At 31.6% G+C, this 23,266-nt stretch carries 20 protein-coding genes and 1 pseudogene; 13 read left to right on the forward strand and 8 right to left on the reverse strand.

Features of this window, described 5'->3' with window-relative positions; translation table 11 throughout:
- Positions 1-28 precede the first annotated feature (28 nt).
- The gene (gene leuS, locus N5B56_RS08940; protein WP_022089089.1) at positions 29-2,443 is read left to right on the forward strand and encodes a leucine--tRNA ligase; all 2,415 of its coding nucleotides are present in this window, start codon (positions 29-31) and stop codon (positions 2,441-2,443) included.
- A 98-nt stretch (positions 2,444-2,541) separates the two neighbouring features.
- Here the strand turns inward: leuS and N5B56_RS13535 are convergent.
- The 5 genes and pseudogenes from N5B56_RS13535 to N5B56_RS08965 all read right to left on the reverse strand — a co-directional run.
- A pseudogene (locus N5B56_RS13535) lies at positions 2,542-2,766 on the reverse strand (M48 metallopeptidase family protein); the annotation flags it as partial.
- Between the two features lie 12 nt (positions 2,767-2,778).
- Positions 2,779-3,102 carry a M48 family metallopeptidase gene (locus tag N5B56_RS08950; protein ID WP_260978771.1) on the reverse strand — a complete coding sequence of 108 codons (324 nt, stop codon included), beginning with the start codon at positions 3,100-3,102 and terminating at the stop codon, positions 2,779-2,781.
- A 276-nt stretch (positions 3,103-3,378) separates the two neighbouring features.
- Positions 3,379-3,669 carry a hypothetical protein gene (locus tag N5B56_RS08955; RefSeq protein WP_022089091.1) on the reverse strand — a complete coding sequence of 97 codons (291 nt, stop codon included), beginning with the start codon at positions 3,667-3,669 and terminating at the stop codon, positions 3,379-3,381.
- Positions 3,670-3,778: 109 nt separating this feature from the next.
- Positions 3,779-4,168, reverse strand: a complete 390-nt coding sequence (locus N5B56_RS08960; RefSeq protein ID WP_260978772.1) for a hypothetical protein — start codon at positions 4,166-4,168, stop codon at positions 3,779-3,781.
- 137 nt (positions 4,169-4,305) lie between these two features.
- Positions 4,306-4,533 (reverse strand): hypothetical protein, encoded by a 228-nt coding sequence (locus tag N5B56_RS08965; RefSeq protein WP_022089093.1) that lies wholly within the window; start codon positions 4,531-4,533, stop codon positions 4,306-4,308.
- Positions 4,534-4,701: 168 nt separating this feature from the next.
- On the opposite strand from N5B56_RS08965, the gene N5B56_RS08970 reads away from it, so the two are divergent.
- The 4 genes from N5B56_RS08970 (at position 4,702) to N5B56_RS08985 (ending at position 10,144) form a co-directional block, all read left to right on the forward strand.
- Positions 4,702-5,607, forward strand: a complete 906-nt coding sequence (locus N5B56_RS08970; RefSeq protein WP_260978773.1) for a S8 family peptidase — start codon at positions 4,702-4,704, stop codon at positions 5,605-5,607.
- A gap of 181 nt (positions 5,608-5,788) precedes the next feature.
- A complete protein-coding gene (locus tag N5B56_RS08975; RefSeq protein WP_022089095.1) occupies positions 5,789-6,997 on the forward strand; it encodes an NADP-dependent isocitrate dehydrogenase in 1,209 nt (402 codons plus the stop codon).
- 86 nt (positions 6,998-7,083) lie between these two features.
- Positions 7,084-8,217 carry a PPC domain-containing protein gene (locus tag N5B56_RS08980; RefSeq protein ID WP_022089096.1) on the forward strand — a complete coding sequence of 378 codons (1,134 nt, stop codon included), beginning with the start codon at positions 7,084-7,086 and terminating at the stop codon, positions 8,215-8,217.
- A 196-nt stretch (positions 8,218-8,413) separates the two neighbouring features.
- Entirely contained in the window at positions 8,414-10,144 is a 1,731-nt protein-coding gene (locus N5B56_RS08985; RefSeq protein WP_022089097.1) for an ABC transporter ATP-binding protein, read from the forward strand.
- Between the two features lie 152 nt (positions 10,145-10,296).
- On the opposite strand, the gene N5B56_RS08990 is transcribed toward N5B56_RS08985, so the two are convergent.
- The 3 genes from N5B56_RS08990 to N5B56_RS09000 all read right to left on the reverse strand — a co-directional run bounded on the left by N5B56_RS08990 (position 10,297) and on the right by N5B56_RS09000 (position 15,617).
- The gene (locus tag N5B56_RS08990; protein WP_260978774.1) at positions 10,297-12,498 is read right to left on the reverse strand and encodes a DUF2339 domain-containing protein; all 2,202 of its coding nucleotides are present in this window, start codon (positions 12,496-12,498) and stop codon (positions 10,297-10,299) included.
- A gap of 147 nt (positions 12,499-12,645) precedes the next feature.
- A complete protein-coding gene (gene arcC, locus N5B56_RS08995; protein WP_117910174.1) occupies positions 12,646-13,578 on the reverse strand; it encodes a carbamate kinase in 933 nt (310 codons plus the stop codon).
- Positions 13,579-13,694: 116 nt separating this feature from the next.
- A complete protein-coding gene (locus N5B56_RS09000) occupies positions 13,695-15,617 on the reverse strand; it encodes an ABC-F family ATP-binding cassette domain-containing protein (protein WP_260978775.1) in 1,923 nt (640 codons plus the stop codon).
- Positions 15,618-15,813: 196 nt separating this feature from the next.
- Here N5B56_RS09000 and N5B56_RS09005 point away from each other — a divergent pair, with 196 nt between their 5' ends.
- From N5B56_RS09005 to N5B56_RS09040, 8 genes are all read left to right on the forward strand, one after another.
- A complete protein-coding gene (locus N5B56_RS09005) occupies positions 15,814-16,452 on the forward strand; it encodes a redox-sensing transcriptional repressor Rex (protein ID WP_022089101.1) in 639 nt (212 codons plus the stop codon).
- A 13-nt stretch (positions 16,453-16,465) separates the two neighbouring features.
- On the forward strand, positions 16,466-17,962 hold the full coding sequence (locus N5B56_RS09010) for an NAD(P)H-hydrate dehydratase (protein ID WP_260978776.1): 1,497 nt from the start codon (positions 16,466-16,468) through the stop codon (positions 17,960-17,962).
- Positions 17,963-18,092: 130 nt separating this feature from the next.
- Positions 18,093-19,289 carry an alanine racemase gene (gene alr, locus N5B56_RS09015; protein WP_260978777.1) on the forward strand — a complete coding sequence of 399 codons (1,197 nt, stop codon included), beginning with the start codon at positions 18,093-18,095 and terminating at the stop codon, positions 19,287-19,289.
- Positions 19,290-19,379: 90 nt separating this feature from the next.
- The gene (locus N5B56_RS09020; RefSeq protein ID WP_022089104.1) at positions 19,380-19,727 is read left to right on the forward strand and encodes a type II toxin-antitoxin system PemK/MazF family toxin; all 348 of its coding nucleotides are present in this window, start codon (positions 19,380-19,382) and stop codon (positions 19,725-19,727) included.
- A 126-nt stretch (positions 19,728-19,853) separates the two neighbouring features.
- A complete protein-coding gene (locus N5B56_RS09025) occupies positions 19,854-20,582 on the forward strand; it encodes a YebC/PmpR family DNA-binding transcriptional regulator (protein ID WP_022089105.1) in 729 nt (242 codons plus the stop codon).
- 14 nt (positions 20,583-20,596) lie between these two features.
- Complete coding sequence (locus N5B56_RS09030) at positions 20,597-21,331, forward strand: HAD family hydrolase (RefSeq protein ID WP_147585971.1); 735 nt, start codon at positions 20,597-20,599, stop codon at positions 21,329-21,331.
- Between the two features lie 74 nt (positions 21,332-21,405).
- Positions 21,406-22,284, forward strand: a complete 879-nt coding sequence (locus tag N5B56_RS09035) for a DMT family transporter (RefSeq protein WP_260978778.1) — start codon at positions 21,406-21,408, stop codon at positions 22,282-22,284.
- 188 nt (positions 22,285-22,472) lie between these two features.
- On the forward strand, positions 22,473-23,261 hold the full coding sequence (locus N5B56_RS09040) for a transporter substrate-binding domain-containing protein (RefSeq protein ID WP_022089006.1): 789 nt from the start codon (positions 22,473-22,475) through the stop codon (positions 23,259-23,261).
- Positions 23,262-23,266 lie beyond the last annotated feature (5 nt).

Consider the following 23,266-nt stretch of genomic DNA (forward strand, 5'->3'; position numbering starts at 1 on the left):
AATCTATAATCTAGGAGGAAAAATAATTATGTCTACAGCTTATAATCATAAGACAGTTGAAAAAAAATGGCAGAAATATTGGCAGGAAAATGAGACATTTAAAACAGATGTATGGGATTTTAGCAAGCCAAAATATTATGCTCTTGATATGTTCCCATACCCATCAGGTGTAGGACTTCATGCAGGACATCCGGAAGGCTATACAGCTACAGATATTATGTCACGTATGAAAAGAATGCAGGGATACAATGTACTTCATCCAATGGGATATGACTCATTTGGACTTCCTGCAGAACAGTATGCGGTAACTACAGGTAATCATCCTGCAGAATTTACACAGAAGAATATTGCAACATTCTCAAAACAGTTAAGAGAGTTAGGATTTGATTATGATTGGTCTAAGATGATTGCAACATCTGATCCTAAGTTTTATAAATGGACACAGTGGATATTTAAAAAATTATATGAAGCAGGATATGCAAAACATATTGATATGCCTGTAAACTGGTGTGAAGAATTAGGAACAGTTCTTTCAAATGACGAAGTAATTGATGGAAAATCAGAACGTGGAGGATATCCTGTTGTTAGAAAGAATATGAAACAGTGGGTAATCGACCAGCCTGCATTTGCAGAAAAACTTTTGGAAGGCTTAGAAGAAATTGACTGGCCTGAATCAACAAAAGATATGCAGAGAAACTGGATTGGAAAAAGTACAGGTGTAGAAGTAGAATTCGAAATCGTAGACGGAGGAAAATTCTCTATCTTTACAACATGTATTGAAACAATATATGGAATTACATTTATGGTATTAGCACCGGATGGTGAAATTGTTAAGAGTCTTATGGACAGAGTAGAAAATAAAGAAGAAGTTGAGGCATATATTGCAGAAACAGCTAAGAAGAATGATTTTGACCGTACAGAATTAAATAAAACAAAATCAGGTTGCAGACTTGAAGGCATTTATTGTATCAATCCTGTAAATGGTAAGAAAGTGCCTTTATTTATTGGCGATTTCGTACTTGCAAGTTATGGTACAGGAGCTGTTATGGCAGTTCCAAGTCATGACCAGAGAGACTTTGAATATGCGATAGCACATAACATCGATATGATTCAGGTAATTGAAGGCGCAGATGTATCTGAGCATGCATTTGAGAAACAGGATTATCTTGGAAAAGGTTGCAAGCTTATTAATTCTGAAGAATTTACAGGCCTTACAGTTGAAGAAGCAAAAGTTGCAATTACAAAGAAATTAGTAGACATGGGAGTTGCAAAGGAAACAGTAAATTATCACTTCCGTGAATGGATTTTTGCAAGACAAAGATACTGGGGAGAACCTGTTCCTTGTGTATATAAAGAAGATGGAGAAATTTATTTCCTTCCTGACGAAGAACTTCCATTAATTCTTCCACCATTGGATGATTATAAAGGAAAGAATGGTAAAGCTCCTCTTGAAAATGCTGTTGAATGGAAGCAGTATGATAAAAATGGAATTAAGGGTGTGCGTGAAACAGCAACAATGCCCGGTTCAGCAGGATCTTCATGGTATTATATGCGATATATTGATCCTGATAATGATAAAGAATTTGCAAATCAGGAATTGTTAAAACACTGGATGCCTGTAGATTTATATGTAGGTGGTCCTGAACATGCTGTAGGTCATTTAATGTATTCACGTATTTGGAACAGATTTTTATATGACCAGGGTCTTTCACCTGTAAAAGAACCATTTAAGAAGTTAGTTCATCAGGGAATGATTCTTGGTGAAAATGGTATTAAGATGGGTAAGAGATTCCCTGAATTTGTTGTAAATCCAAGTGATATTGTAGAGGAATATGGTGCTGACACATTAAGATTATATGAAATGTTCATGGGACCAATTGAAGTTTCAAAACCATGGAATTCTGATGCAGTACAGGGAGCTTATCGTTTTATTAAGAGAGTATGGGCATTCTTTACAGATGAAGAGAAAATTGTAGATGAAAACGATAATACATTAACAAAGATTTATCATCAGACAGTTAAGAAAGTAACAAATGACTTTGAAGAGTTAGGATATAATACAGCTATTGCTCAGATGATGACATTTGTTAATGAAGTATACAAAGCAGGAAAATGTCCAAAAGAATATGCAGAAAACTTTATTAAAATGTTTTCATGTATATGTCCTCATGTAGGTGAAGAAATCTGGCAGATTTTAGGTCACAATGATACAATTGCATTTGAAAAATGGCCTGAATATGATGAGAGCAAGATGGTAGAAGATACAATTAAAGTTCCTGTACAGATAAATGGTAAAACAAAAGCAGTCGTAGAACTTCCGGCTGATGTTTCAAAAGATGATGCTATTTTAGCAGGAAAAGAAGCAATAGCAGACAAGCTTACAGGAAACGTTGTAAAAGAAATTTATGTTCCGGGACGAATCATTAACATAGTAATGAAATAATTGGGACAAAAAACACAATAAAATAATTTCTTGAAATAAAATAGAATTTATATTTCGGGAAATATAAAATGACGCAGGTAATGTTATCTGCGTCATTTTTATCTTGGGATTCTGCTAATCAGTTTGTATCCATTTTCCTTTATCCATTTTCTTTGAACTCTGTAATTTGGTAATACATTTTCAACAATAGACCAAAAACGGGGAGAATGGTTCATTTCAATTCTATGACTTAGTTCATGAATAACAACATAATCAATTACGTCTTTAGAAGTAAGCATAAGCAGAGCATTAAAATTAAGATTGCCCTTACTGCTACAACTTCCCCATCTCGTTTTCTATGTTCTAATTGAAATACGGTTATAGGAAACACCCATTATTTTTGCAAAATAAGAAACACGTGTTGGAATATAATCGGAAGCAGTAGATATTAAATTGTTTATTTCATCTTTTGTCAAATAATTATTTTCTAAATCAGCCTGATTGTTTTTTATTTTGCTTAAATGGGAATTAATCCAGTCCTGTTTACTGTTAACAAATTTTAATACGTCATTGTTTCCCATGAAAAACGGAACTCTTACAATAAGCGTTCCGTCATGTTTTATTTCTAAACACATAGTTTTTCTTTTACTTTTAATTATTTTAATAGGATATTCGCTCATCTTTAAGGTACCTTTCATATCGTCAAAAGCATAGATAGTGTATGTAAATAATTTGAATTACATGCAAGTTATAGTATTTAAAACATCCATATTTAATTTAATTTACACGCAGATTACAGTATTCAAACTGTCCATATCTAATACAATTTTTACACAATCTAATACAATTTATACATAATCTAATAAATATATATATGTAATAAATATACTTATTAAAATGAGTAAAATCAAGAAGCTATCTTGCAATTTTAAATTCTATCAAATTATCAGGAAAAATCAGCTCTTCTTATTTTTGCTCATTAATTTTGTAAGACGCTTAACCATTTCAATTCTTTGTTGCTCTTTTGGAGTCATTTTTTGTTTTAAGACATTTAGAATTGCATCGGTTTCTTCATTTGTAAATGAAGCTCCCTGTTTTGTTGCTTCATTTGATGCTTTAATGAAATAAGGAATCATTTGCTTTGCATCCATTTCACCTGTGTTTTCAACAATATCTGTAAGAATCTTTAATTTTTCATTAGAAATACCTGATAAAACAGGGTCATTCATCCATTCGTTATTGCTCATATAAAATCTCCATTCTGCCACAATAAATGCAGCACATAATAATTTTTAATCTGCATTATTACACGCACAAATTCTTATAAAATGTATAATGAAAGCAGATAAATTTAAGTTAAAACATTTCTTTAAACATATCCATATATTCACCAAACATAGATTCTTTTGCCTCGTCATCCATTGAAAACATATCCATCATACCAATAAAGGTTTCAAACATTTCCTGTTCCTCAGTTGTAAGATAATCTTTTATAATGGGATATAAAGTAGAAAAATCAAGAGGCTTGTCACAATTCATGGCTTTATAATTTCCATTTTTATCTTTAATCATATATGAACCGGGGTTAATGGAAAATGAATTTTTTAATTCCTGAAATTTCACATATATTCCAAGAGATTTGCCCGTATCATAATCTATGTAAGGGAGAACAGCCTTTAGAATCTGCAGATTTCTGTTAGTAAGCATGCTGTCAAATAACGTTTGCTTCATATTTGCATTATCCATAAGGCTGACCTCCTTTTTAATTTAAATGCTTAATGCCATTAGTAATAAAAACAGATTCGTATCTTCTAAAAAATTAGTGGCAAGTTCATTTTCCAAAAGACATTCTAAATCATATTGATAATAATCTTTCGAATCAATTAACAGCCGCAACCATTTCCAAAGAAGCCACCGTTATTATTTCCGCATGCACAAAGAAGTACTAAAATCCAAAGAATGCTCTGGCAACCACAGCCATCGTTTCCTCCACAACCGCATCCGTTATTTCCACCACAGCAGAATAAAAGGATAAGAATTAAAAATAAAGTATTGTTTCCTCCTTCACAACCGCATCCACATCCGCAGTTTGTTGCTGCTAAATCACTCATATTTGTTTCCCCTAAAATATTGTTTACACTAAATAATATGTAATGAACTTAAAATTGTTTACAAAAAAATAAACTTTAAAAGAAAAAAACATATATTAAAGTATAGACAACATGAGAATTTTTATAGAGTTGCTTAGTACATATCATATTATTTATTGGAAAGTTGAAATGAATACAGTTAGAAAATTATTGAAAATAGATTATATAGAAGAAAAGGGAATATTTGGGCAGGATATTGTTGTAGCAATACTTGACACAGGAATGGCAGAACATCCTGATTTGAAGGGAAAAATTATATTATTTAAGGATTTTATTGGAGACAGGGAAAAATGTTATGATGATAATGGACACGGAACTCACGTTGCAGGGATAATAGCCGGAGAATCTAAGGATAGATTATATGGAAGAATGAATATAAATGGAATTGCAAAAAGGTCTCAGCTAGTTGTTTTAAAGGTTCTTAATGCAAAGGGAATAGGCATAGAAGATAAAGTTATAGATGGTATTAAGTGGATAATAGATAATTATGAAAAATATAATATAAAAATAGTAAATATATCCTTTGGAACAATTCATAATAATTGCTCAGAAATGCGCTTGGTTAAATATGTAGAAATACTATGGCAGTTAGGATTAGTTGTGGTTGCAGCTGCAGGTAATAATGGTCCTGATATAGGCAGTATAACTGTGCCCGGTGTGAGTAAAAAAATTATTACTGTTGGTGTAGTAGAGGATGGGAAAAAAGTAAATGTAAATGGGAGATACACATCGAATTATTCTGGAAGAGGTCCAACATGTGAATGTATTCAAAAGCCTGATTTGATAGCTTATGGTAATAATATTGTAAGCTGCAACAATAATTATAAATTGAAAAAATATACAGTAAAAAGTGGAACATCGATGGCAACACCTGTTGTTACAGGATGTGCTGCATTGTTGCTATCTAAATATACTGAATTAAAAAATATAGATGTGAAAAGAAAGATGATAGAATCATGCAAGGATGTTAATTTGCCGGCTAATATTCAGGGCGCAGGAGTTATAAATCCTGTAGAATTATTGGGTGTTAAATGATGATTGTTATATTTGCTTTTATATATTTATGATGATTAAACTATAATACGCATCAAATATTTTGCCGGTTATAGATTTTTAAATCAAGTCTTTAAAAGTGTAAAGTGTTAAAATGTTTAGTTTACAAAGATGGTTCAATGAAGTATAATTTAACACGAGTATATTTCTAGGAGGAAGTAAGATGGCAAAAATTAAGATGACAACTCCATTAGTTGAAATGGATGGAGATGAAATGACAAGAATTCTTTGGAAATTAATCAAGGATGAGTTATTAGAACCTTTCGTAGAGTTAAAGACAGAGTACTATGATTTAGGCCTTGAGTACAGAAATGAAACAAATGACCAGGTTACATTTGATTCAGCAGAAGCTACAAAGAAGTATGGGGTAGCTGTTAAGTGTGCAACAATCACACCTAATGCAGCAAGAATGACAGAATATAATTTAAAAGAAATGTGGAAGAGTCCAAATGGAACAATTCGTGCAATTCTTGATGGAACAGTATTTAGAGCTCCAATTATTGTTAAAGGAATTGAACCATACGTTAAGAATTGGACAAAGCCAATTACAATAGCAAGACATGCATATGGTGATGTATATAAGGGAAGCGAAATGAAGATTCCGGGACCTGGAAAGGCTGAAATTGTATACACAAATGAAGCAGGAGAAGAAACAAGAGAATTAATTCATGAATTTAAGGGTGCAGGAATTGTACAGGGTATGCATAACCTTAACGATTCAATTGAAAGTTTTGCAAGAAGCTGCTTCAATTTTGCATTAGATACAAAGCAGGACTTATGGTTTGCAACAAAAGATACTATTTCTAAGAAGTATGACCATACATTCAAGGATATTTTTGCTGATATTTATGAAGCTGAATATAAAGAAAAATTTGAAGAAGCAGGAATTGAGTATTTCTATACATTAATCGATGATGCAGTAGCAAGAGTTATGCGTTCAGAGGGCGGATATATTTGGGCTTGTAAGAACTATGATGGCGACGTTATGTCAGATATGGTTGCAACAGCATTCGGTTCATTATCAATGATGACATCAGTACTTGCTTCACCAAATGGTTACTATGAATATGAAGCTGCTCATGGTACAGTTCAGAGACATTATTATAAGCACTTAAAGGGTGAAGAAACTTCAACAAATCCAATTGCAACTATTTTTGCATGGTCAGGTGCTTTAAGAAAACGTGGTGAGTTAGATAATATCCCTGAATTAATGGAATTTGCTGATAAGCTTGAAAAGGCATGTATTGATACAATTGAAGATGGAGAAATGACAGGAGATTTATATATTATTTCTACATTAGAGAATAAAAAGAAATTAAATACACAGGATTTCATTTTAGCAATAAGAAGACACTTAGAAGCATTACTTTAATTTTGATGTATATAATTATCGATTTAAAATATAAGATGAACATTTTATATTTTGAATATAAAAAATTTATTTAAGGAGAAAGTATAATGAGAAAATTAGGAAAAATGATTACTTTACTTGCAGCTACAACTATTATGGCTGTAGGAATGATTACAACAGCGTTTGCGGCTGATGCAATTACACCGACAGAATTTTATTATGGCACAGAAGCAATGACAGCTCCACAGACATTTAGCTATAATAATAGCAATTTTATTAATGGAAAGTATTATCAGGGTGTTGTTGTACCTGTAAATGTTACTAAGGCGGGAAGCTTAAAAGTTGTAACAACAGCTACAAGTGTAGTAAAGGATATTAATATTGAAGTATATTCTGATGCAGCATGTACTAACAGAATGGAATATTTAACAGATTTGAAGGTTGGTTCAACAACAGTTGAAGATTATGTTTCATTTTCAAATGCGGGAACATATTACATAAAATTTGATTCATATTGCTATAACGGTGAAGATGTTTATACAAATACATTCACAGTACAGACAGGATTCTATACACTTGATGCAAAAGTAATCAAGGATGGTGAGACAATTACATATTATAGAAACTCAGGCGAAGATAAGTATGTTTTTAATTATACAGCTACAAAGACAGGAAAAGTTACAGTAACACTTCCTTATTCTATGGGCAGTTATGTAACATTTGTTGATTCAGGTAAGACTGTATGTGAAAAAAAATGGGTATCTGATTTGACAAGTGACAGTCAGGCATCTTTTGCAGTAAAGAAGGGTAAAACTTATAAATTTGAGGTTACTTCTAATGGAACATCATATGGTAAAGAACAGAGCTTTTCTTTAAAGGAGACAGCTGTTAAGGCTAAAAGCAGAGCTAAGAGAGCTAAAGCAGTAAATATAAAAAAAGGAAAAACAGTAAAGGGAATTGTTACAGCAGGAGATAAGAAAGCAAATTGGTATAAATTTACAGTAAAGAAAAAGAAACCTGTTACAATAACTCTTGACGGTAATGTAGAAAATAATCTCAAATTTACTATTTACAATAAAAAAGGTAAAAAGATTGATAGCACATCATATTATGGATACAAGAGAGATTTAAAACTTACATATAGTACAACTTACGGAAAGGCTAATGCAGGAACATACTATATTAAGATTGAAAAAGCAAATGCAAACAGCAATGGAGTTTATTCTATAAAGTGGAAATAAATTTATTTGAATATGGAATAGACAATTTTTATTATTAAAATTAAAACATAAAATTATAGCACTTGGCTCATAATGTGGGTCAAGTGTTTTTATGCGTTATAATAAATATTTATTCCCAATGCCAATAGACTAATAAAATATTAGTGTATTGGTATTAGGAACAAATCAGAAAAAAAGAAAGGATAGTATGTAAAAAATGAAAGAAAATTTAAAGAAATTATTTCAGTATTACAAACCGTATAAACATGTATTCTTTATAGATATGTTTTTCGCATTTTTAGCATCAATTATAGCGCTTGTAATTCCGTTAGTAGTTAGATATGTGACTTCAACAGTAGTATATTTACCGGCTAAAGATGTTTTTAGACAACTTATAGTTATAGCAGTAGTTGTAACAATATTAATTGCAATACAGGCATATTCTAATTTTTATATTTCAAATTATGGACATGTTATGGGAGCAAAAATTGAATATGACATGAGAGCAGAAATATTTGCACATTATCAGAAATTATCTTTTTCATTTTATGATGACCAGAAGGTAGGACAGCTTATGTCAAGGGTAACATCAGATTTATTTGACATAACAGAGTTACTTCATCACGGACCGGAAAATTTGACAATTTCTTTTATAAAAATAATAGGGGCTCTTATTATTCTTTGTACAATCAGTCCACAACTTACAATTGCAGCATTTATTCTGGTACCGTTTATGATTTGTTATGCTTACTTTTTTAATAAAAAAATGAAAAAAGCATTTAAGAAAAACAGAGTAAAAATAGCAGCAATCAATGAAAAAATTGAAGATAATTTATCAGGAATACGTGTTGTTAAATCATTTGCAAATGAAGAACTTGAAAATGAAAAATTCCAAATTGGAAATCAGGAATTTTTAGAAGCTAAAAAAGATAATTATAAATATATGGGTGGTTACAATTCGGGATTAACTGCATTTACTACAATGATTAATCTGATTGTAATAATCGTAGGTGGATTTTGTATAACAAGAGGAATTGTAAATGTAACAGACATGATTACATTTTTACTTTATATAAATATATTTACGGATCCAATTAAGACTCTGATTGATTTTACTGAACAGTTTCAAAATGGGTATTCAGGTTTTGAAAGATTTTTGGAAATATTGGAAATTGAACCGGATATTAAAGATAATGCTGATGCAATTGAATTAAATGATGTAAAAGGAAATATTAAATTTAATGACGTTTCATTTAAGTATAATGACACAGCACATAGAGTATTAAAGCATATTAATTTGGAAATTCCACAAGGACAGTATGTAGCTTTGGTTGGTTCATCAGGTGCCGGAAAAACCACTTTGTGTAATTTGATACCGAGATTTTACGATGTTACAAAAGGCGAAATTACAATTGATGATACTGATATTAGAAAAATAAAATTAGAGAATCTTAGAAATAATATTGGAATTGTGCAACAGGATGTGTATTTGTTTGCGGGAACAGTGTATGACAATATACGTTACGGAAAGAAAAATGCAACGAAAGAAGAAGTTATTGAGGCTGCAAAAAATGCAAATGCCCATGAATTTATTATGTCACTTCCAAATGGATATGAAACTGATATAGGGCAAAGAGGAATTAAATTGTCAGGTGGACAAAAACAACGATTATCAATTGCAAGAGTATTTCTTAAAAATCCGCCTATTTTGATTTTTGATGAAGCAACATCAGCTCTTGATAATGAAAGTGAAAAAGTAGTTCAGGAATCTTTAGAAAAGCTTGCAAAAAACAGAACAACATTAGTTATTGCACATAGACTAACAACAATCAGAAATGCAGAAAAGATTCTTGTTCTTTCTGAAAATGGAATAGAAGAGCAGGGAACACATGATGAGCTTATAAATAAACATGGAATATATTATGATTTATATAATGTAAATAATTAGTAGAAAATAAATACAAATGCCGCCATCCGCATAGCAGGTGGTTTATAGTCCGAAAACAATCATACGCTGCGTGATTGTTTTCGGACAGACTAAAGTACATAAACAAAAAAATCAGGGTGGGTTTAAACCATCCTGATTTTTATATAAAGGACCTATTGCTTATTTATTTTTTTGTCTACTATATTATAAATTGTACTAATTACAAAACATAATATTCCACAGACAAAAAAGCTTAAAGCATGTCCGATAGTGTTATCATATGTAATATCTAATAAAATTAGTTTTGCAATGCTTACTAAAGAAAGTACAAGCCCGTAAATACGAAGCGATTTGAAAGAAAAACAAAATCCTAACACAATACATAATATTGCAAACAAAAAAGCAAAAATGCTAATTAAGTAATTTGGTGAATTGAATGAATTTAAAATTATAACCATTAGAATAGTGAATTTAATTCCAACATATATACCAAAAGTAATTTTTTCTTTCTTTAAATAATTCTGTGAATTTATCAAAAATAGTACTAGAGTCACTAGTATGGCAATGATATGTAATGCAGGACTATTTAGTTTGATAATAAAACGTAATCCACAAATCATTAAAAATAAATTTACAATATCAGTTGTAATATTTGTACTTTTTTCATTCTTTCCTGATATCCAGTTTTTAGAGAATGGCGTGAACTTTGCTACAATATTAACTAAACATATAATAATAAAGCTTGTAAAATCCTTAGCTATATGTGCAGAAAATAAAGGAGCAATTATATTGCTAAAATCATTTATCGTAATAAAGATGAACATACAGTATAATAATATTTTTATTTTGTTACTATAATCTTTTGTATATTTCATTAAGAATGAAAATAGACATAAAAGTGAAATACTAATGAGTAATCTTGAAATATTATTAGTAGAACTGTTTAGTACGAAAAATATAAAATACACAATACTGAATATCTTATATATATATTGCTTGTAAAAATAACCGTATACAGCAAATGGGATAATAAATATTGATAAATAAAAATAATTATAAATAAAATTTCCGCTGTTATCAAAAGCAATTTGTACCATACTAATTATCGGAACAAGCATCATAGCAGTTTGAAGAAGTATAATATCAAATTTGTTTTCGTCTTTAAATTTTAATTCAATTCCAATAAGAATTAAGAGCGCTACAGCTATATTAAAGAATTCATTGAAACTAAAACAATATAAGGTCGTTAAAGCAATATAATAAAACATATTTGTAATACTGAATACAGCAGAAAAATTGTTATCTACTTTCATTTTAACAAACCCGGTAATAATAATAGAGGATATAAAAAGTAGTAGGATGCAGTAAGACAAAATAATCACTGTGCTATTTCCTGCATAAAGTTTATAGTCAGGCATTGTAGCCTTAAAAGTAAATAAGCATATCATATTGAATATATTGCAAATTGAATTTTTGTGATAATCATCTTGAATATTAGTGTAATAAAATATTGATTCTGTTACTACAAAAAATGCAGAGAGAAAAAGCAATTTGTTCCAATCGCCTGAAGCGTGACAAAAATAAGTGCCAAATAAAATGGAAATTGTAATACCTGCCTGACCAATAATTGCAAAAATATATGATTTTGTTTTAGATAATACACAAACAAATAATGCCCATACAAATATAAATAAATATAATGTTATTTCGTTAATAATTTTAAAATACATGTTACTCAGCAACAATGAAATGAATATTGCCCCTGTGCCACATCCACTAATTGAAATATAAAGCTTGTTATGTGAATCTTTTTTTAGAAGAAAAATTCCGGCTATCATAAGTGCAAAACTGAAAATATATAAAATTAAAATTTTTGCAGTATCAGATAACATTGGCAATACTAAAGTGGCAAATAAAATTAAACTGATAAAAATTAATACAGAGGCAAAAATTCCCATTAAAGATTTGCCCATGAGTAATTCAAAATTATTGAAATTTTTAGTTGAATTTTTTCTAACACCATTGTCAATGCTAGTGCCTGTAGTAGAAGTGACAGGTGAATAAGGATGAACCTGACCCTTAGAATAATAAGGCTGTGGTGCAGAACTGTGCCCGGCAGAATAATAAGGTTGTGGATTAACCGGAGGTTTGTCCGCAGAATATGTATTATTATGTTCGGTTTCATTCTCAACAGATAATTTTAAAAGATTTAACTGGTTGTTAAGATAGTCTAATTCTTTTGTTAAGTATTCAATTTTATTTTCGATTATAGCTTTGTCTATGTTTTCTTTATTGTTAGAATACTTTTCAATTAAATCATTTAGTTCTAATCTGGTTTTAATTAGCTTTTCTTCATATTGTAAAATATCGTGCATAAATACCCCTTTTATATACAGAAATAATAAAAAAATAATTTCTGTATGTATACATTATTTTTGAATAAATAATATGCCCGCTACTAAAATACGCATTGTATATTTTGTAGAGAGCATATTGTAAACATTTGTTAATTAAATTGACTGTTATTCAATTACAGTACCAATTTTTCCTCTGATTGCATCTTTAGCTTTAGCAAGGTTAGAAATGATAGCCTTTCTTCCCTTCTTTGCTAATACGAAATTGAGAGATGCATCAATCTTAGGAAGAGAAGTAATAGGATCAAAGTATCCTTTATCAATTAATTCTTCAGCTTCTTTTGTAGTTAAAGTACCGAGTTCTTTAACTTCTCCGTCTACATCAATTGTAAGATTATCACTTGATGTAAGAATCATAAGAGCATCAGCATCTAACATGTCTGCAAGTTTAGCTGCTGTATAATCTTTTTCAATAACAGCACTGGCACCTTTTAATCCTGTACGCTGTTCAAGAACAGGAATTCCACCGCCACCTGCTGCGATAACTAACTGATGAGCATCAACTAAAGCCTTGATTGCATCAATTTCATAAATATCAATTGGCTTAGGACTTGCAATGATTCTTCTGTAGCCTTCATCGCCTTCTTCGTATTCAACGTAGTTACCTTTTTTCTTCTCATTTTCAGCTTCTTCCTTAGTCATAAGACGTCCGATAACTTTAGAAGGAGCGTTAAATGCTCTGTCAAAAGGATCAACTCTTACCTGAGTAATAATAGTACTTACAGGTTTATATAATCCTCTTGAAAGTAACTCTGAACGAATTGCATTCTGTAAATCGAATCCAATATATCCCTGACTCATTGCACTACAGATTGACATAGGTGCAACAGTTCTGTCAGGGTCAAGTCTTGAAAATTCAGTCATTGCAGTCTGAATCATTCCGACCTGAGGACCATTACTGTGAGTAATAACAACATCATATTTTTCTTCTACCAAATCTGCAATAGCTTTTGCAGCAAGTTTTACACGTTCCTGTTGTTTAGGAAATGATTCACTAAAAGCATTTCTTCCTAAAGCAACTACAATTTTTTTGTTAGCCATAAGTAGTCTCCTTTACTGATATCAGGATAAAACCTGATGTAATTTGAGGTCCGTTGAGACCAAAATCTTATAAATATTTTAACTTATAATAAGGAAAAATACAATAAATAAACCGTTTATTCGTCAAGTAAATCGGATAATTCTTCCCATTGAGCCATTAGCTCGTCGAGAGTTTCGCTAATTTTATCCTGTTCTTTACTGATTTCGTTTAATTTAGCTGAGTTTTTAGCAATTTCAGGGTCAGCTAAAAGTTCATCTAATTCATTTAAACGCTCTTCATTAGCTTTTATCTTTTCTTCAACTTTTAAAATATCATTTTTCAACTTCCTAATCCTTGCCTGTTCGGCTTTCCTTTCTAAATAATTTTGCTTATTAGTAGAAGCAGAAGGAGTATTAGAAGAAGTTTGCTCTTCTTTTGGAGCATATATTGCTGTAAGTTCGTCCTTCTTTTCTTCGTAATAGTCATAATTTCCAATATAATTTACAATTGCTTTATTTGTTAATTCAATGATACGTGTGGCAGTTTGATTAATAAAATATCTGTCATGAGATACATAAAAAATTGTGCCGGTATAATTGTTTAATGCGTTTTCAAGAATTTCTTTTGAAACCATATCAAGATGGTTAGTAGGTTCATCTAATATAATGAAATTAGCTTCTGAAAGCATTAATTTTGCTAAAGAAAGACGACCTTTTTCTCCACCACTTAAATCTCCTACGCGTTTAAATACATCATCACCTGTAAACATAAAAGCGGCTAACACATTTCTGATTTTTGTGTTTGTAAGATTAGGATAAGAATCGCTCACTTCATCAAACAAAGTATTTGAATCATTTAATGTATGATGTTCCTGATCATAATATCCGATATTAACATTTGTTCCGAGAGTAAAAGAGCCGCTATCTGCAGCAATTAGTCCGTTTATAATTTTTAAAATTGTAGTTTTTCCGGTTCCGTTATCACCGATAAGAGCAACACGTTCACATCTCTTAATTTCAAAAGAAATATCGGAAAATAATGATTTGTTATCAAATGACTTTGCTAAATTTGAAACACTTAAAACATCATTGCCACTCGTACAGTTTGGTTCAAGTCTAAGAGTCATGGCATTTTCATATGTATCAGGATTATCGATTACTTCCATTTTACTTAAAGCTTTTTCACGACTTTCAGCACGCTTATAAAACTTTTCCTGTTTATATGAGCGAAGCTTGGCAATGACTTCTTCCTGATGCTTTATTTCAGCCTGTTGTTTGATATAGAGTTTAATTGCTGCTTCTCTAAGTTCTTTCTTTTTAACAGCGTAAGCTGAATAGTTGCCATCGTAAACATGGCAGTGTGTATTTTCTATTTCAACAATCTTAGTTACAATCTTATCTAAGAAATAACGGTCGTGGGCAACGATTACAACAGCTCCGTTATAGTTAGACAAATAAGTTTCCAGCCATTTGATAGAATTTAAATCAAGATGGTTTGTAGGTTCATCCAATAAAATAATATCCGGTTTTTGAATTAAAAGTTTACATAGTGCAACACGGGTTTTTTGACCTCCGGATAAAGTTGAAATTTTTTTATTAAAATCACTGTCTTCAAAACCGAGTCCACGAAGAGTACCATCAACCTCACTTTTGTATGCGTATCCGTTTAACAATTCAAATTGATGATGTAGATTCGTGTAACTGTTAACTATATCATCATAGTTGTCGCATCCGTTTGCCATTAAGGATTCATATTCCCTTAATTTATTTTCCATATCTATAATATTTTGCTTTACGGAAAGTACTTCTTCATATATAGAATTGTCTGTATCTAAATTCTGATATTGGGCAAGATAACCAACAGACTTGTCCTTTCCGATAATTACATCCCCTGAATCAGATGAAAGTTCATTCATTATTATTTTTAATATAGTAGACTTTCCGGCTCCATTATTGCCTACAATGGCAGCTTTTTCATGGTCATTTACAAAAAAACTGCAATCGTCAAGAATAACTTCTTCACCATAAGCCTTGCTTATATGATTGCATGATAAAATCATAGGAATCCTCCTGTGTTTGTAGTGTTTTTATATAATCAGCAAAAATAGGCTGATACCACGTAAGATTATAAAACGAAAAGCTAAAACAATCAATGAAATACTGTAAAAGAACAGTGTCAAAAAGAATGATAAATATTTGACAATGTTTGCCCTAAAACATATAATTGAAGTGGTTAAATAACGAAGGAGAACGGAAATGAGAAAAATATCCAAGGCGGTAATCACAAGATTGCCAAGATACTATAGATATTTAGATGAATTAATACAGCAGGATGTCGAAAGAGTTTCGTCTAAAGAATTAAGTGACATGATGAATGTTACGGCCTCTCAGATACGACAGGATTTGAATAATTTTGGTGGGTTTGGACAACAGGGGTACGGATATAATGTTAAATATCTGTATGATGAAATCGGAAAATTATTAGGACTTGATGTGACGCATAAGATGATAATTGTAGGTGCAGGAAATCTTGGACAGGCAATTGCAAACTATGGAAATTTTAGAAACAGAGGTTTTGAAATTACGGCTTTATTTGACAAAAATAAAGATTTAATTGGTAAAAAGACAGTGAATGGGACTGAAATCAGAGACATTTCTACTATAATAGATTATGTGAAAAATGAAAATATTGAGATTGTGGCATTGGCACTTCCTAAAGGACCGGCAACAGATATTGCTGAAAAATTAGTCGAATGTGGAGTGAAGGCATTTTGGAATTTTGCTCACACTGATTTAGGATTTAGCGATGACATAATAGTTGAGAATGTTCATTTATCAGAAAGCTTAATGAAACTTACATATAGAATATCAGAAAAAGCAAATAAAAATAAATAAGAGGTGAAGTACTATGGAAAGAATAATTTCTGGTACGGATATGAAAAAGGTTGATGAATATACAATTAATGAAGTTGGAATCCCAAGTTTAGTATTAATGGAAAGAGCAGCAAAGAGTGTTGCTGATTTAATTGAAGAAACAACAGATAAAAACAGTGAGGTAATTGCTATTGCCGGAACTGGTAATAATGGTGCCGACGGCGTTGCAGTTTGCAGGATGTTATACATAGATGGATATAACACCTGCATTTATATTATGGGAAACATAGATAAGGCAACACAGGAATTCAAAACACAGATTGAGATAGCACAGAAAGTTGGAATTGAAATCAAAGATGCTTCAAGACTGACAAGAGATGAAATGGATAAGAAACACGTAATTGTTGATTCAATATTTGGAGTCGGATTATCAAGAAATGTAGATGGCGATTACAAAAAGTTAATTGAAGCAATAAATCAAAGCAAGGCTAAAGTTTATGCTGTAGACATTCCATCAGGCCTGAACGCAGATACAGGAAAAGTGATGGGTGTGGCTGTTAAAGCGGATTATACTGTATGCTTTGGAGAACTTAAACTTGGAGCAGTTCTTTATCCAGGAGCAGATTATTGTGGAAAACTATCATTTGATAATATAGGTTTTCCGGATGTTTCCTATAAGAAGTGTGAAACAGTTTATAAATACCACACAAGCGATGATTTAAAACTAATTCCGAAACGACCGAATTATTCTAATAAAGGTACATATGGAAAACTTCTTGTTATAGCAGGTAATAAAGATATAACAGGGGCAGCGTTTTTATGTGCAAAGGCAGCGTTTAGGACAGGAGCCGGACTGGTAAGAATATTTACTGCAAAGGAAAATCGTGAAGTAATACAAAAACTATTACCTGAAGCAATGGTAAATGTATATGATACAGATGATTTTGACAAAAAGGCTTTAGATGCCTGTATAGAATGGGCAAATGTTATTGCAATTGGTCCGGGAATTGGAACGGGTGGAATACAAAAAAATATGGTTGAAGCAGTTCTTGAAAGCAGAAAGAACACGGTAATAGATGCAGATGGAATTAATGTTATTTCACAAAATGTTAAACTAAAAAAAATGCTTCATAAGAATGTAATATTGACACCGCATTTAGGCGAAATGGCCAGATTTGAAAATAAAACGATAGATGAAATAAAGGACAATCTTGTAAAAAGTGCTTTCAATATTAATTATATGTACAATGCAAATGGAATTCTAAAAGATGCAAGAAGCGTTGCTGTTACGCAAGATGATATATACATAAATATGACAGGAAACAGTGGCATGGCGACTGCAGGCTCGGGAGATGTGCTTACTGGAATTGTTGCAGGATTGTTGGCTATTGGGTGCAATGTAGAAAACGCTACAACGCTTGCACCATACATTCATGGAATTGCCGGAGATTTGGTAGCAACAAAGATGCCTAAAGCCTCTATAATGGCTACTGATATAATTGAGGAAATAAAAAATATTATGCCTCAGTAAATAATTGTGACACAATAATGATAAAGTTTCATTTAAAACTGTACATAATAGAGATAATTTGAAATTGTAATGTAATAAAAAACGATAAAGATATAAATTCAAATAATTTATAAACGTGGAGAAGAAGAAAATGAAAAGAGAAATATGTGAAGAAGAATATTTTAGGGGCTATGCAGAAATCAATCTGGATGCAATATACAAAAATGTATATGAGATGAAAACAAGACTTAATAAAAATACAGGAGTTGTTCTTGTAATAAAAACAGATGGGTATGGGCATGGAGCAGTGCCTATAGCTAAAGCACTTGATGATTTGTGCTATGGATATGCAGTTGCAACTCCATATGAAGGCAATAATTTAAGAAATCATGGACTTAATAAACCTACATTTTTATTAGGTTATGCGGATGAATCATCGTACGATATGATTATAGAAAAAGAATTAATTCCAGCAATTTTTTCTTTAGAAATGGCAACAAAATTATCAAAGCACGCACAAAAACTTGGCAAAGAAGTAAAGATTAATATTGCTGTTGACACGGGAATGAGCAGAATTGGTTATATTCCGGGAAGTGATGCAGTAAAAGAAATTGTTGAAATAAACAAACTTCCTTTTATAAAAATAGAATCTATATTTACACATTTTGCAAAAGCAGACTATGTTGACAAGTCATTTGCTGACAAGCAGTTTGATGAGTTTGTAAATTTTGTTGATGAAGTAGAAAAAAATGGAGTTAAGATTCCGATACATCAGTGTGCAAATAGTGCAGCAATGATGGAAATGCCAAAGACTTCATTATCATTGTCAAGAGCAGGAATTTCAATGTACGGATTGTATCCATCAGATGAAATGAGCCGTGAAAATATGAAACTATATCCTGCATTATCTCTTCACAGTCATGTAGTTTACGTAAAAAAAATTAAAAAAGGAAGAGGAATAAGTTACGGACAGACTTATATAGCACCTCATGATATGAAAATTGCTACAATTCCACTTGGATATGGGGACGGATATCAGAGAAATCTTAGCAATAAAGGATATGTACTCATTAATGGCAGAAAAGTAAATATTGTGGGTAGAGTATGCATGGATCAATTTATGGTTGATGTTACGGGAATGGATGTTAAAGAAGGAGATAAGGTAACTCTTATTGGAAAAGAAGGAGACGAAGAAATAACAGTTGATGAATTAGCAGCATTAGCAGGAACCTTCAATTATGAATTTGTATGTGACTTAAGCAAACGTATTCCAAGAGTTTATGTTAAAGATGACAAAATAGTTGGAACAAAAGATTACTTTGATGACAGATATGACGTTGATCTGTAAAATAATTAAATTTTTCCAAAAATGAATACACATTTTGAAAAGTGGAATAATATAATTGTGTTAACACAATCTATTTTTTGGAGTGTGGATATGGTTATTAGACGTGGTGATATTTATTACGCTGACTTAAGACCTGTAATTGGGTCAGAACAGGGTGGAATAAGACCTGTGCTTATTATTCAGAATGATACAGGAAATAAACACAGCCCGACTGTTATTATTGCAGCAATTACGTCAAAGATGAATAAGGCGAAACTGCCAACTCATGTTGAGGTTGATTCGCATAAGTATAATATAATAAAAGATTCAGTTATTTTATTAGAACAGTTAAGAACGATAGATAAAAAAAGATTGAAGGATAAGGTATGTCATTTAGATGATGAAATCTTAAGTGCAGTCAATGAGGCATTAGCTATAAGTTTAGAACTCAATACATAATTTGCAAAAGTTGACTAATAATAGATAAAATGATATATTTTTATAGTGTGTGTTTTGATTAAGACACAATGAAAATCAGGATTAAATCCTGTTATAAGTTATAAATACGGAAGAGAGGATATATAAATGTCAGGACATTCAAAATTTGCTAATATTAAGCATAAAAAAGAAAAAAATGACGCAGCAAAAGGAAAGATGTTTACCATCATTGGTAAAGAAATTGCAGTTGCAGTAAAGGAAGGCGGAGCTGATCCGGATAATAACAGTAAGCTTCGTGATGTTATTGCTAAGGCTAAGGCTAACAATATGCCTAACGATACAATTGAACGTGGAATTAAGAAGGCTGCAGGTAACGTTAATGCAGTTAATTATGAATCAGTTACATACGAAGGATATGGTCCTAACGGAACAGCTATTATCGTTGATGCGTTAACAGATAATAAAAACAGGACAGCAGCTAATGTCAGAAATGCATTTACTAAGGGTGGCGGAAACGTTGGAACTCAGGGATGTGTATCTTTTATGTTCGATAAAAAAGGTCAGATTATAATTGACAAAGAAGAATGTGATATGGAAGCAGATGAGTTAATGATGATTGCACTTGATGCAGGTGCAGAAGATTTCTCAGATGAAGAAGAATGCTATGAAGTTCTTACTCAGCCTGAAGAATTTAGTGCAGTAAGAGAAGCATTAGAAGCAGCTGGTGTTAAGATGACAGAAGCAGAAGTTACAATGATTCCACAGAATTATGTAACACTTACTGACGAAGAATCTATTAAGAAGATGAATAGAATTATCGACTTATTAGATGAAGATGATGACGTACAGGAAGTTTTCCACAATTGGGATGAATAAATAAAAGGAAAAATATGAATACAGTACTGTTTGATTTAGACGGAACGCTTTTACCAATGAATATGGATGATTTTATGGATACATATTTTAAGGCGTTAGAGTCAAGATTTGAAACGTTAGGATTTGATCCTGAGAAAATTAAAAAATGTTTATGGGCCGGAACAAAAGCCATGGTTGCTAACGAAGGCTACATAACAAATGAAGAATGTTTTTGGAATGTTTTTGAAAAATATTTTTCGGATGACGGGAAAAAATTAGAACGTAGAAAAAGAATTAAGATAGAAAGAGAAATGACTAAGTTTTACAAGAGTGATTTTCAGGTGGCAAGATTTAATACAAGACCTGACAGTCTTGCTAATGAATGTGTTGATTTACTTAAAAGTAAAGGATATCAGATTGTTGTAGCAACTAATCCTTTATATCCGCAGGTTGCAACATATGAAAGACTTAGTTGGGCAGGATTTGAACCGGATGAATTTTTGCATGTTACTACATATGAGAATTCGTGCTTTAGCAAACCTAATCTGAATTACTACAGACATTTGCTAAAGACATTAGATAAGGATGCTGAAGATTGTCTGATGGTTGGTAATGATGTAGATGAAGACATGTGTGCATTAGAAATTGGCATGGATGTATTTTTACTTAATGAATGTCTAATCAACAGTAAGAAAAAAGATATTTCTCAATATAAAAAAGGAAATTGGAAAGTGTTTAGGGAATATATAGACACTCTTCCGAATATTTAATGAAGACAAAGGGGGCTTCAATAGAGGCTCCCTATATGTATGTATAAATTTATTTTTGTTTTTGGGAGAAAATTATGAAGGATAAAATAATTAATCCGTTGTTGTTACTTCTTACAGCAATAATTTGGGGAAGTGGATTTGTAGCACAGAGTGTTGGAATGAATTTTGTTCAGCCATTTACATTTAACTTTTCCCGATGTATTGTCGGAGGCATATTTTTAGCCATATATATTATGGTTATGGGTAAAGGAAGTAAGAAATCAAAAAAGAGTACGGAAGCAGTATTTATTGGAGGATTGTGTTGTGGATTATGCCTTTTTGGTGGGATGACATTTCAACAGATAGGAATTCAATATACTGAGGTCGGAAAAGCAGGATTTCTCACAGCAATGTACATAGTGTTAGTACCTGTATTGTCAACTATGTTTTTAAGAAAGAAAACAGGAATACATATTTGGCTTGGAGTTGTATTAGCAGTTGTAGGAATTTATTTGTTGTCGATTTCTTCTGACTCATTTACAATTGTCAAAGGCGATATATATGAAATTATATGTGCATTAATGTTTGCCCTTCATATTTTGGTAATTGATTATTTCAATACAAAAGCAGATCCGGTAAAAATATCATGTGTTCAGTTTTTTGTATGTGGCATTTTAAGTGGTGTGTTTATGATGACAGCAGAACAGCCACAGGTTCAATATATATTAGCTGCATGGCAGCCGATATTGTATGCAGGCATTGTTTCAACTGGAATTGGATATACATTACAGGTTGTAGGACAAAGAAATGTTAATCCAACGGTTGCATCTTTAATTTTGAGTTTAGAGTCAGTTGTATCTGCAATTGCAGGGCTTTTAATTTTAGATCAGCAGTTGACTCAGCGTGAAATATATGGCTGTATATGTATGTTTGCTGCAATTGTTCTTGCACAGTTGCCAATAAAGAATACATAATCAGTTAGCAACAGATTAATATGATAAGTTCAATATAGTTGCAAAATTATATTGTCTTAAGTATAATAAACCTATTGTAAAAATAGGAGGAAACAAAATGAACCAAGTTCATTTTATGTAAATGTTTCCGACGAATAGCCACCGACCGAAGGGCGGGGGCAATACATATTATTTAGGAGGAAATTCAAATGAAAAAAGTATTAGTAGTAGCACTTTCAGCAATTTTAGCTGTATCAATGTTTACAGCATGTGGAAGTAAAAAATCAGAAACAGCTAATGGAACAGTTAATGAAGACAAGTTAATTATGGGAACAAACGCAGAATTCCCACCATATGAATATTATGGAGATGACGGTGAAGTTACAGGTATTGATGTAGAAATAGCGCAGGCAATTGCTGACAAATTAGACCTTAAATTACAGGTTGAAGATATGAACTTTGATTCAATCATTACAGCAGTACAGAGTGGAAAAGCAGATGTTGGTATTGCAGGAATGACAGTAACAGAAGACAGACTTAAAAATGTTAACTTTACGGACAGTTACGCAACAGGTGTTCAGGTTGTTATTGTAAAAGAAGGTTCAGATATTACTACAGTTGATGACTTATTTGCAGATGGGGCAAATCATTCAATAGGTGTACAGAGTGGAACAACAGGTGATATTTATTGTACAGATGATATCGAAGGTAAAAAATTAGGAACAGTTGAAAGATTTAACAAAGGTGCAGATGCTGTTCAGGCTTTAATCGCAGGAAAGATTGACTGTGTAGTTATTGATAATCAGCCGGCAAAAGAATTTGTAGCTGCAAACGAAGGATTAAAAATTCTTGATACAGAGTATGTAACAGAAGATTATGCTATTGCTATTAAAAAAGGAAATGATAAATTAACAGAAAAAATAAATGGAGCATTAAAAGAATTAAAGGATGAAGGAAAGGTTCAGGAAATCCTTGACAAATATATTAATGCTGAATAATTAGT

It is taken from the genome of Eubacterium album, from assembly GCF_025336545.1.
Taxonomy (GTDB): Bacteria; Bacillota; Clostridia; order Lachnospirales; family Lachnospiraceae; genus Eubacterium_U; species Eubacterium_U album.

Bases quoted from the DNA above. Each gene is read 5' to 3' on its own strand.
- leuS (WP_022089089.1), top strand. From the start codon at position 29: ATGTCTACAGCTTATAATCATAAGACAGTTGAAAAAAAATGGCAGAAA.
- N5B56_RS08950 (WP_260978771.1), bottom strand. From the start codon at position 3,102: ATGAGCGAATATCCTATTAAAATAATTAAAAGTAAAAGAAAAACTATG.
- N5B56_RS08955 (WP_022089091.1), bottom strand. From the start codon at position 3,669: ATGAGCAATAACGAATGGATGAATGACCCTGTTTTATCAGGTATTTCT.
- N5B56_RS08960 (WP_260978772.1), bottom strand. From the start codon at position 4,168: ATGGATAATGCAAATATGAAGCAAACGTTATTTGACAGCATGCTTACT.
- N5B56_RS08965 (WP_022089093.1), bottom strand. From the start codon at position 4,533: ATGAGTGATTTAGCAGCAACAAACTGCGGATGTGGATGCGGTTGTGAA.
- N5B56_RS08970 (WP_260978773.1), top strand. From the start codon at position 4,702: ATGAATACAGTTAGAAAATTATTGAAAATAGATTATATAGAAGAAAAG.
- N5B56_RS08975 (WP_022089095.1), top strand. From the start codon at position 5,789: ATGGCAAAAATTAAGATGACAACTCCATTAGTTGAAATGGATGGAGAT.
- N5B56_RS08980 (WP_022089096.1), top strand. From the start codon at position 7,084: ATGAGAAAATTAGGAAAAATGATTACTTTACTTGCAGCTACAACTATT.
- N5B56_RS08985 (WP_022089097.1), top strand. From the start codon at position 8,414: ATGAAAGAAAATTTAAAGAAATTATTTCAGTATTACAAACCGTATAAA.
- N5B56_RS08990 (WP_260978774.1), bottom strand. From the start codon at position 12,498: ATGCACGATATTTTACAATATGAAGAAAAGCTAATTAAAACCAGATTA.
- arcC (WP_117910174.1), bottom strand. From the start codon at position 13,578: ATGGCTAACAAAAAAATTGTAGTTGCTTTAGGAAGAAATGCTTTTAGT.
- N5B56_RS09000 (WP_260978775.1), bottom strand. From the start codon at position 15,617: ATGATTTTATCATGCAATCATATAAGCAAGGCTTATGGTGAAGAAGTT.
- N5B56_RS09005 (WP_022089101.1), top strand. From the start codon at position 15,814: ATGAGAAAAATATCCAAGGCGGTAATCACAAGATTGCCAAGATACTAT.
- N5B56_RS09010 (WP_260978776.1), top strand. From the start codon at position 16,466: ATGGAAAGAATAATTTCTGGTACGGATATGAAAAAGGTTGATGAATAT.
- alr (WP_260978777.1), top strand. From the start codon at position 18,093: ATGAAAAGAGAAATATGTGAAGAAGAATATTTTAGGGGCTATGCAGAA.
- N5B56_RS09020 (WP_022089104.1), top strand. From the start codon at position 19,380: ATGGTTATTAGACGTGGTGATATTTATTACGCTGACTTAAGACCTGTA.
- N5B56_RS09025 (WP_022089105.1), top strand. From the start codon at position 19,854: ATGTCAGGACATTCAAAATTTGCTAATATTAAGCATAAAAAAGAAAAA.
- N5B56_RS09030 (WP_147585971.1), top strand. From the start codon at position 20,597: ATGAATACAGTACTGTTTGATTTAGACGGAACGCTTTTACCAATGAAT.
- N5B56_RS09035 (WP_260978778.1), top strand. From the start codon at position 21,406: ATGAAGGATAAAATAATTAATCCGTTGTTGTTACTTCTTACAGCAATA.
- N5B56_RS09040 (WP_022089006.1), top strand. From the start codon at position 22,473: ATGAAAAAAGTATTAGTAGTAGCACTTTCAGCAATTTTAGCTGTATCA.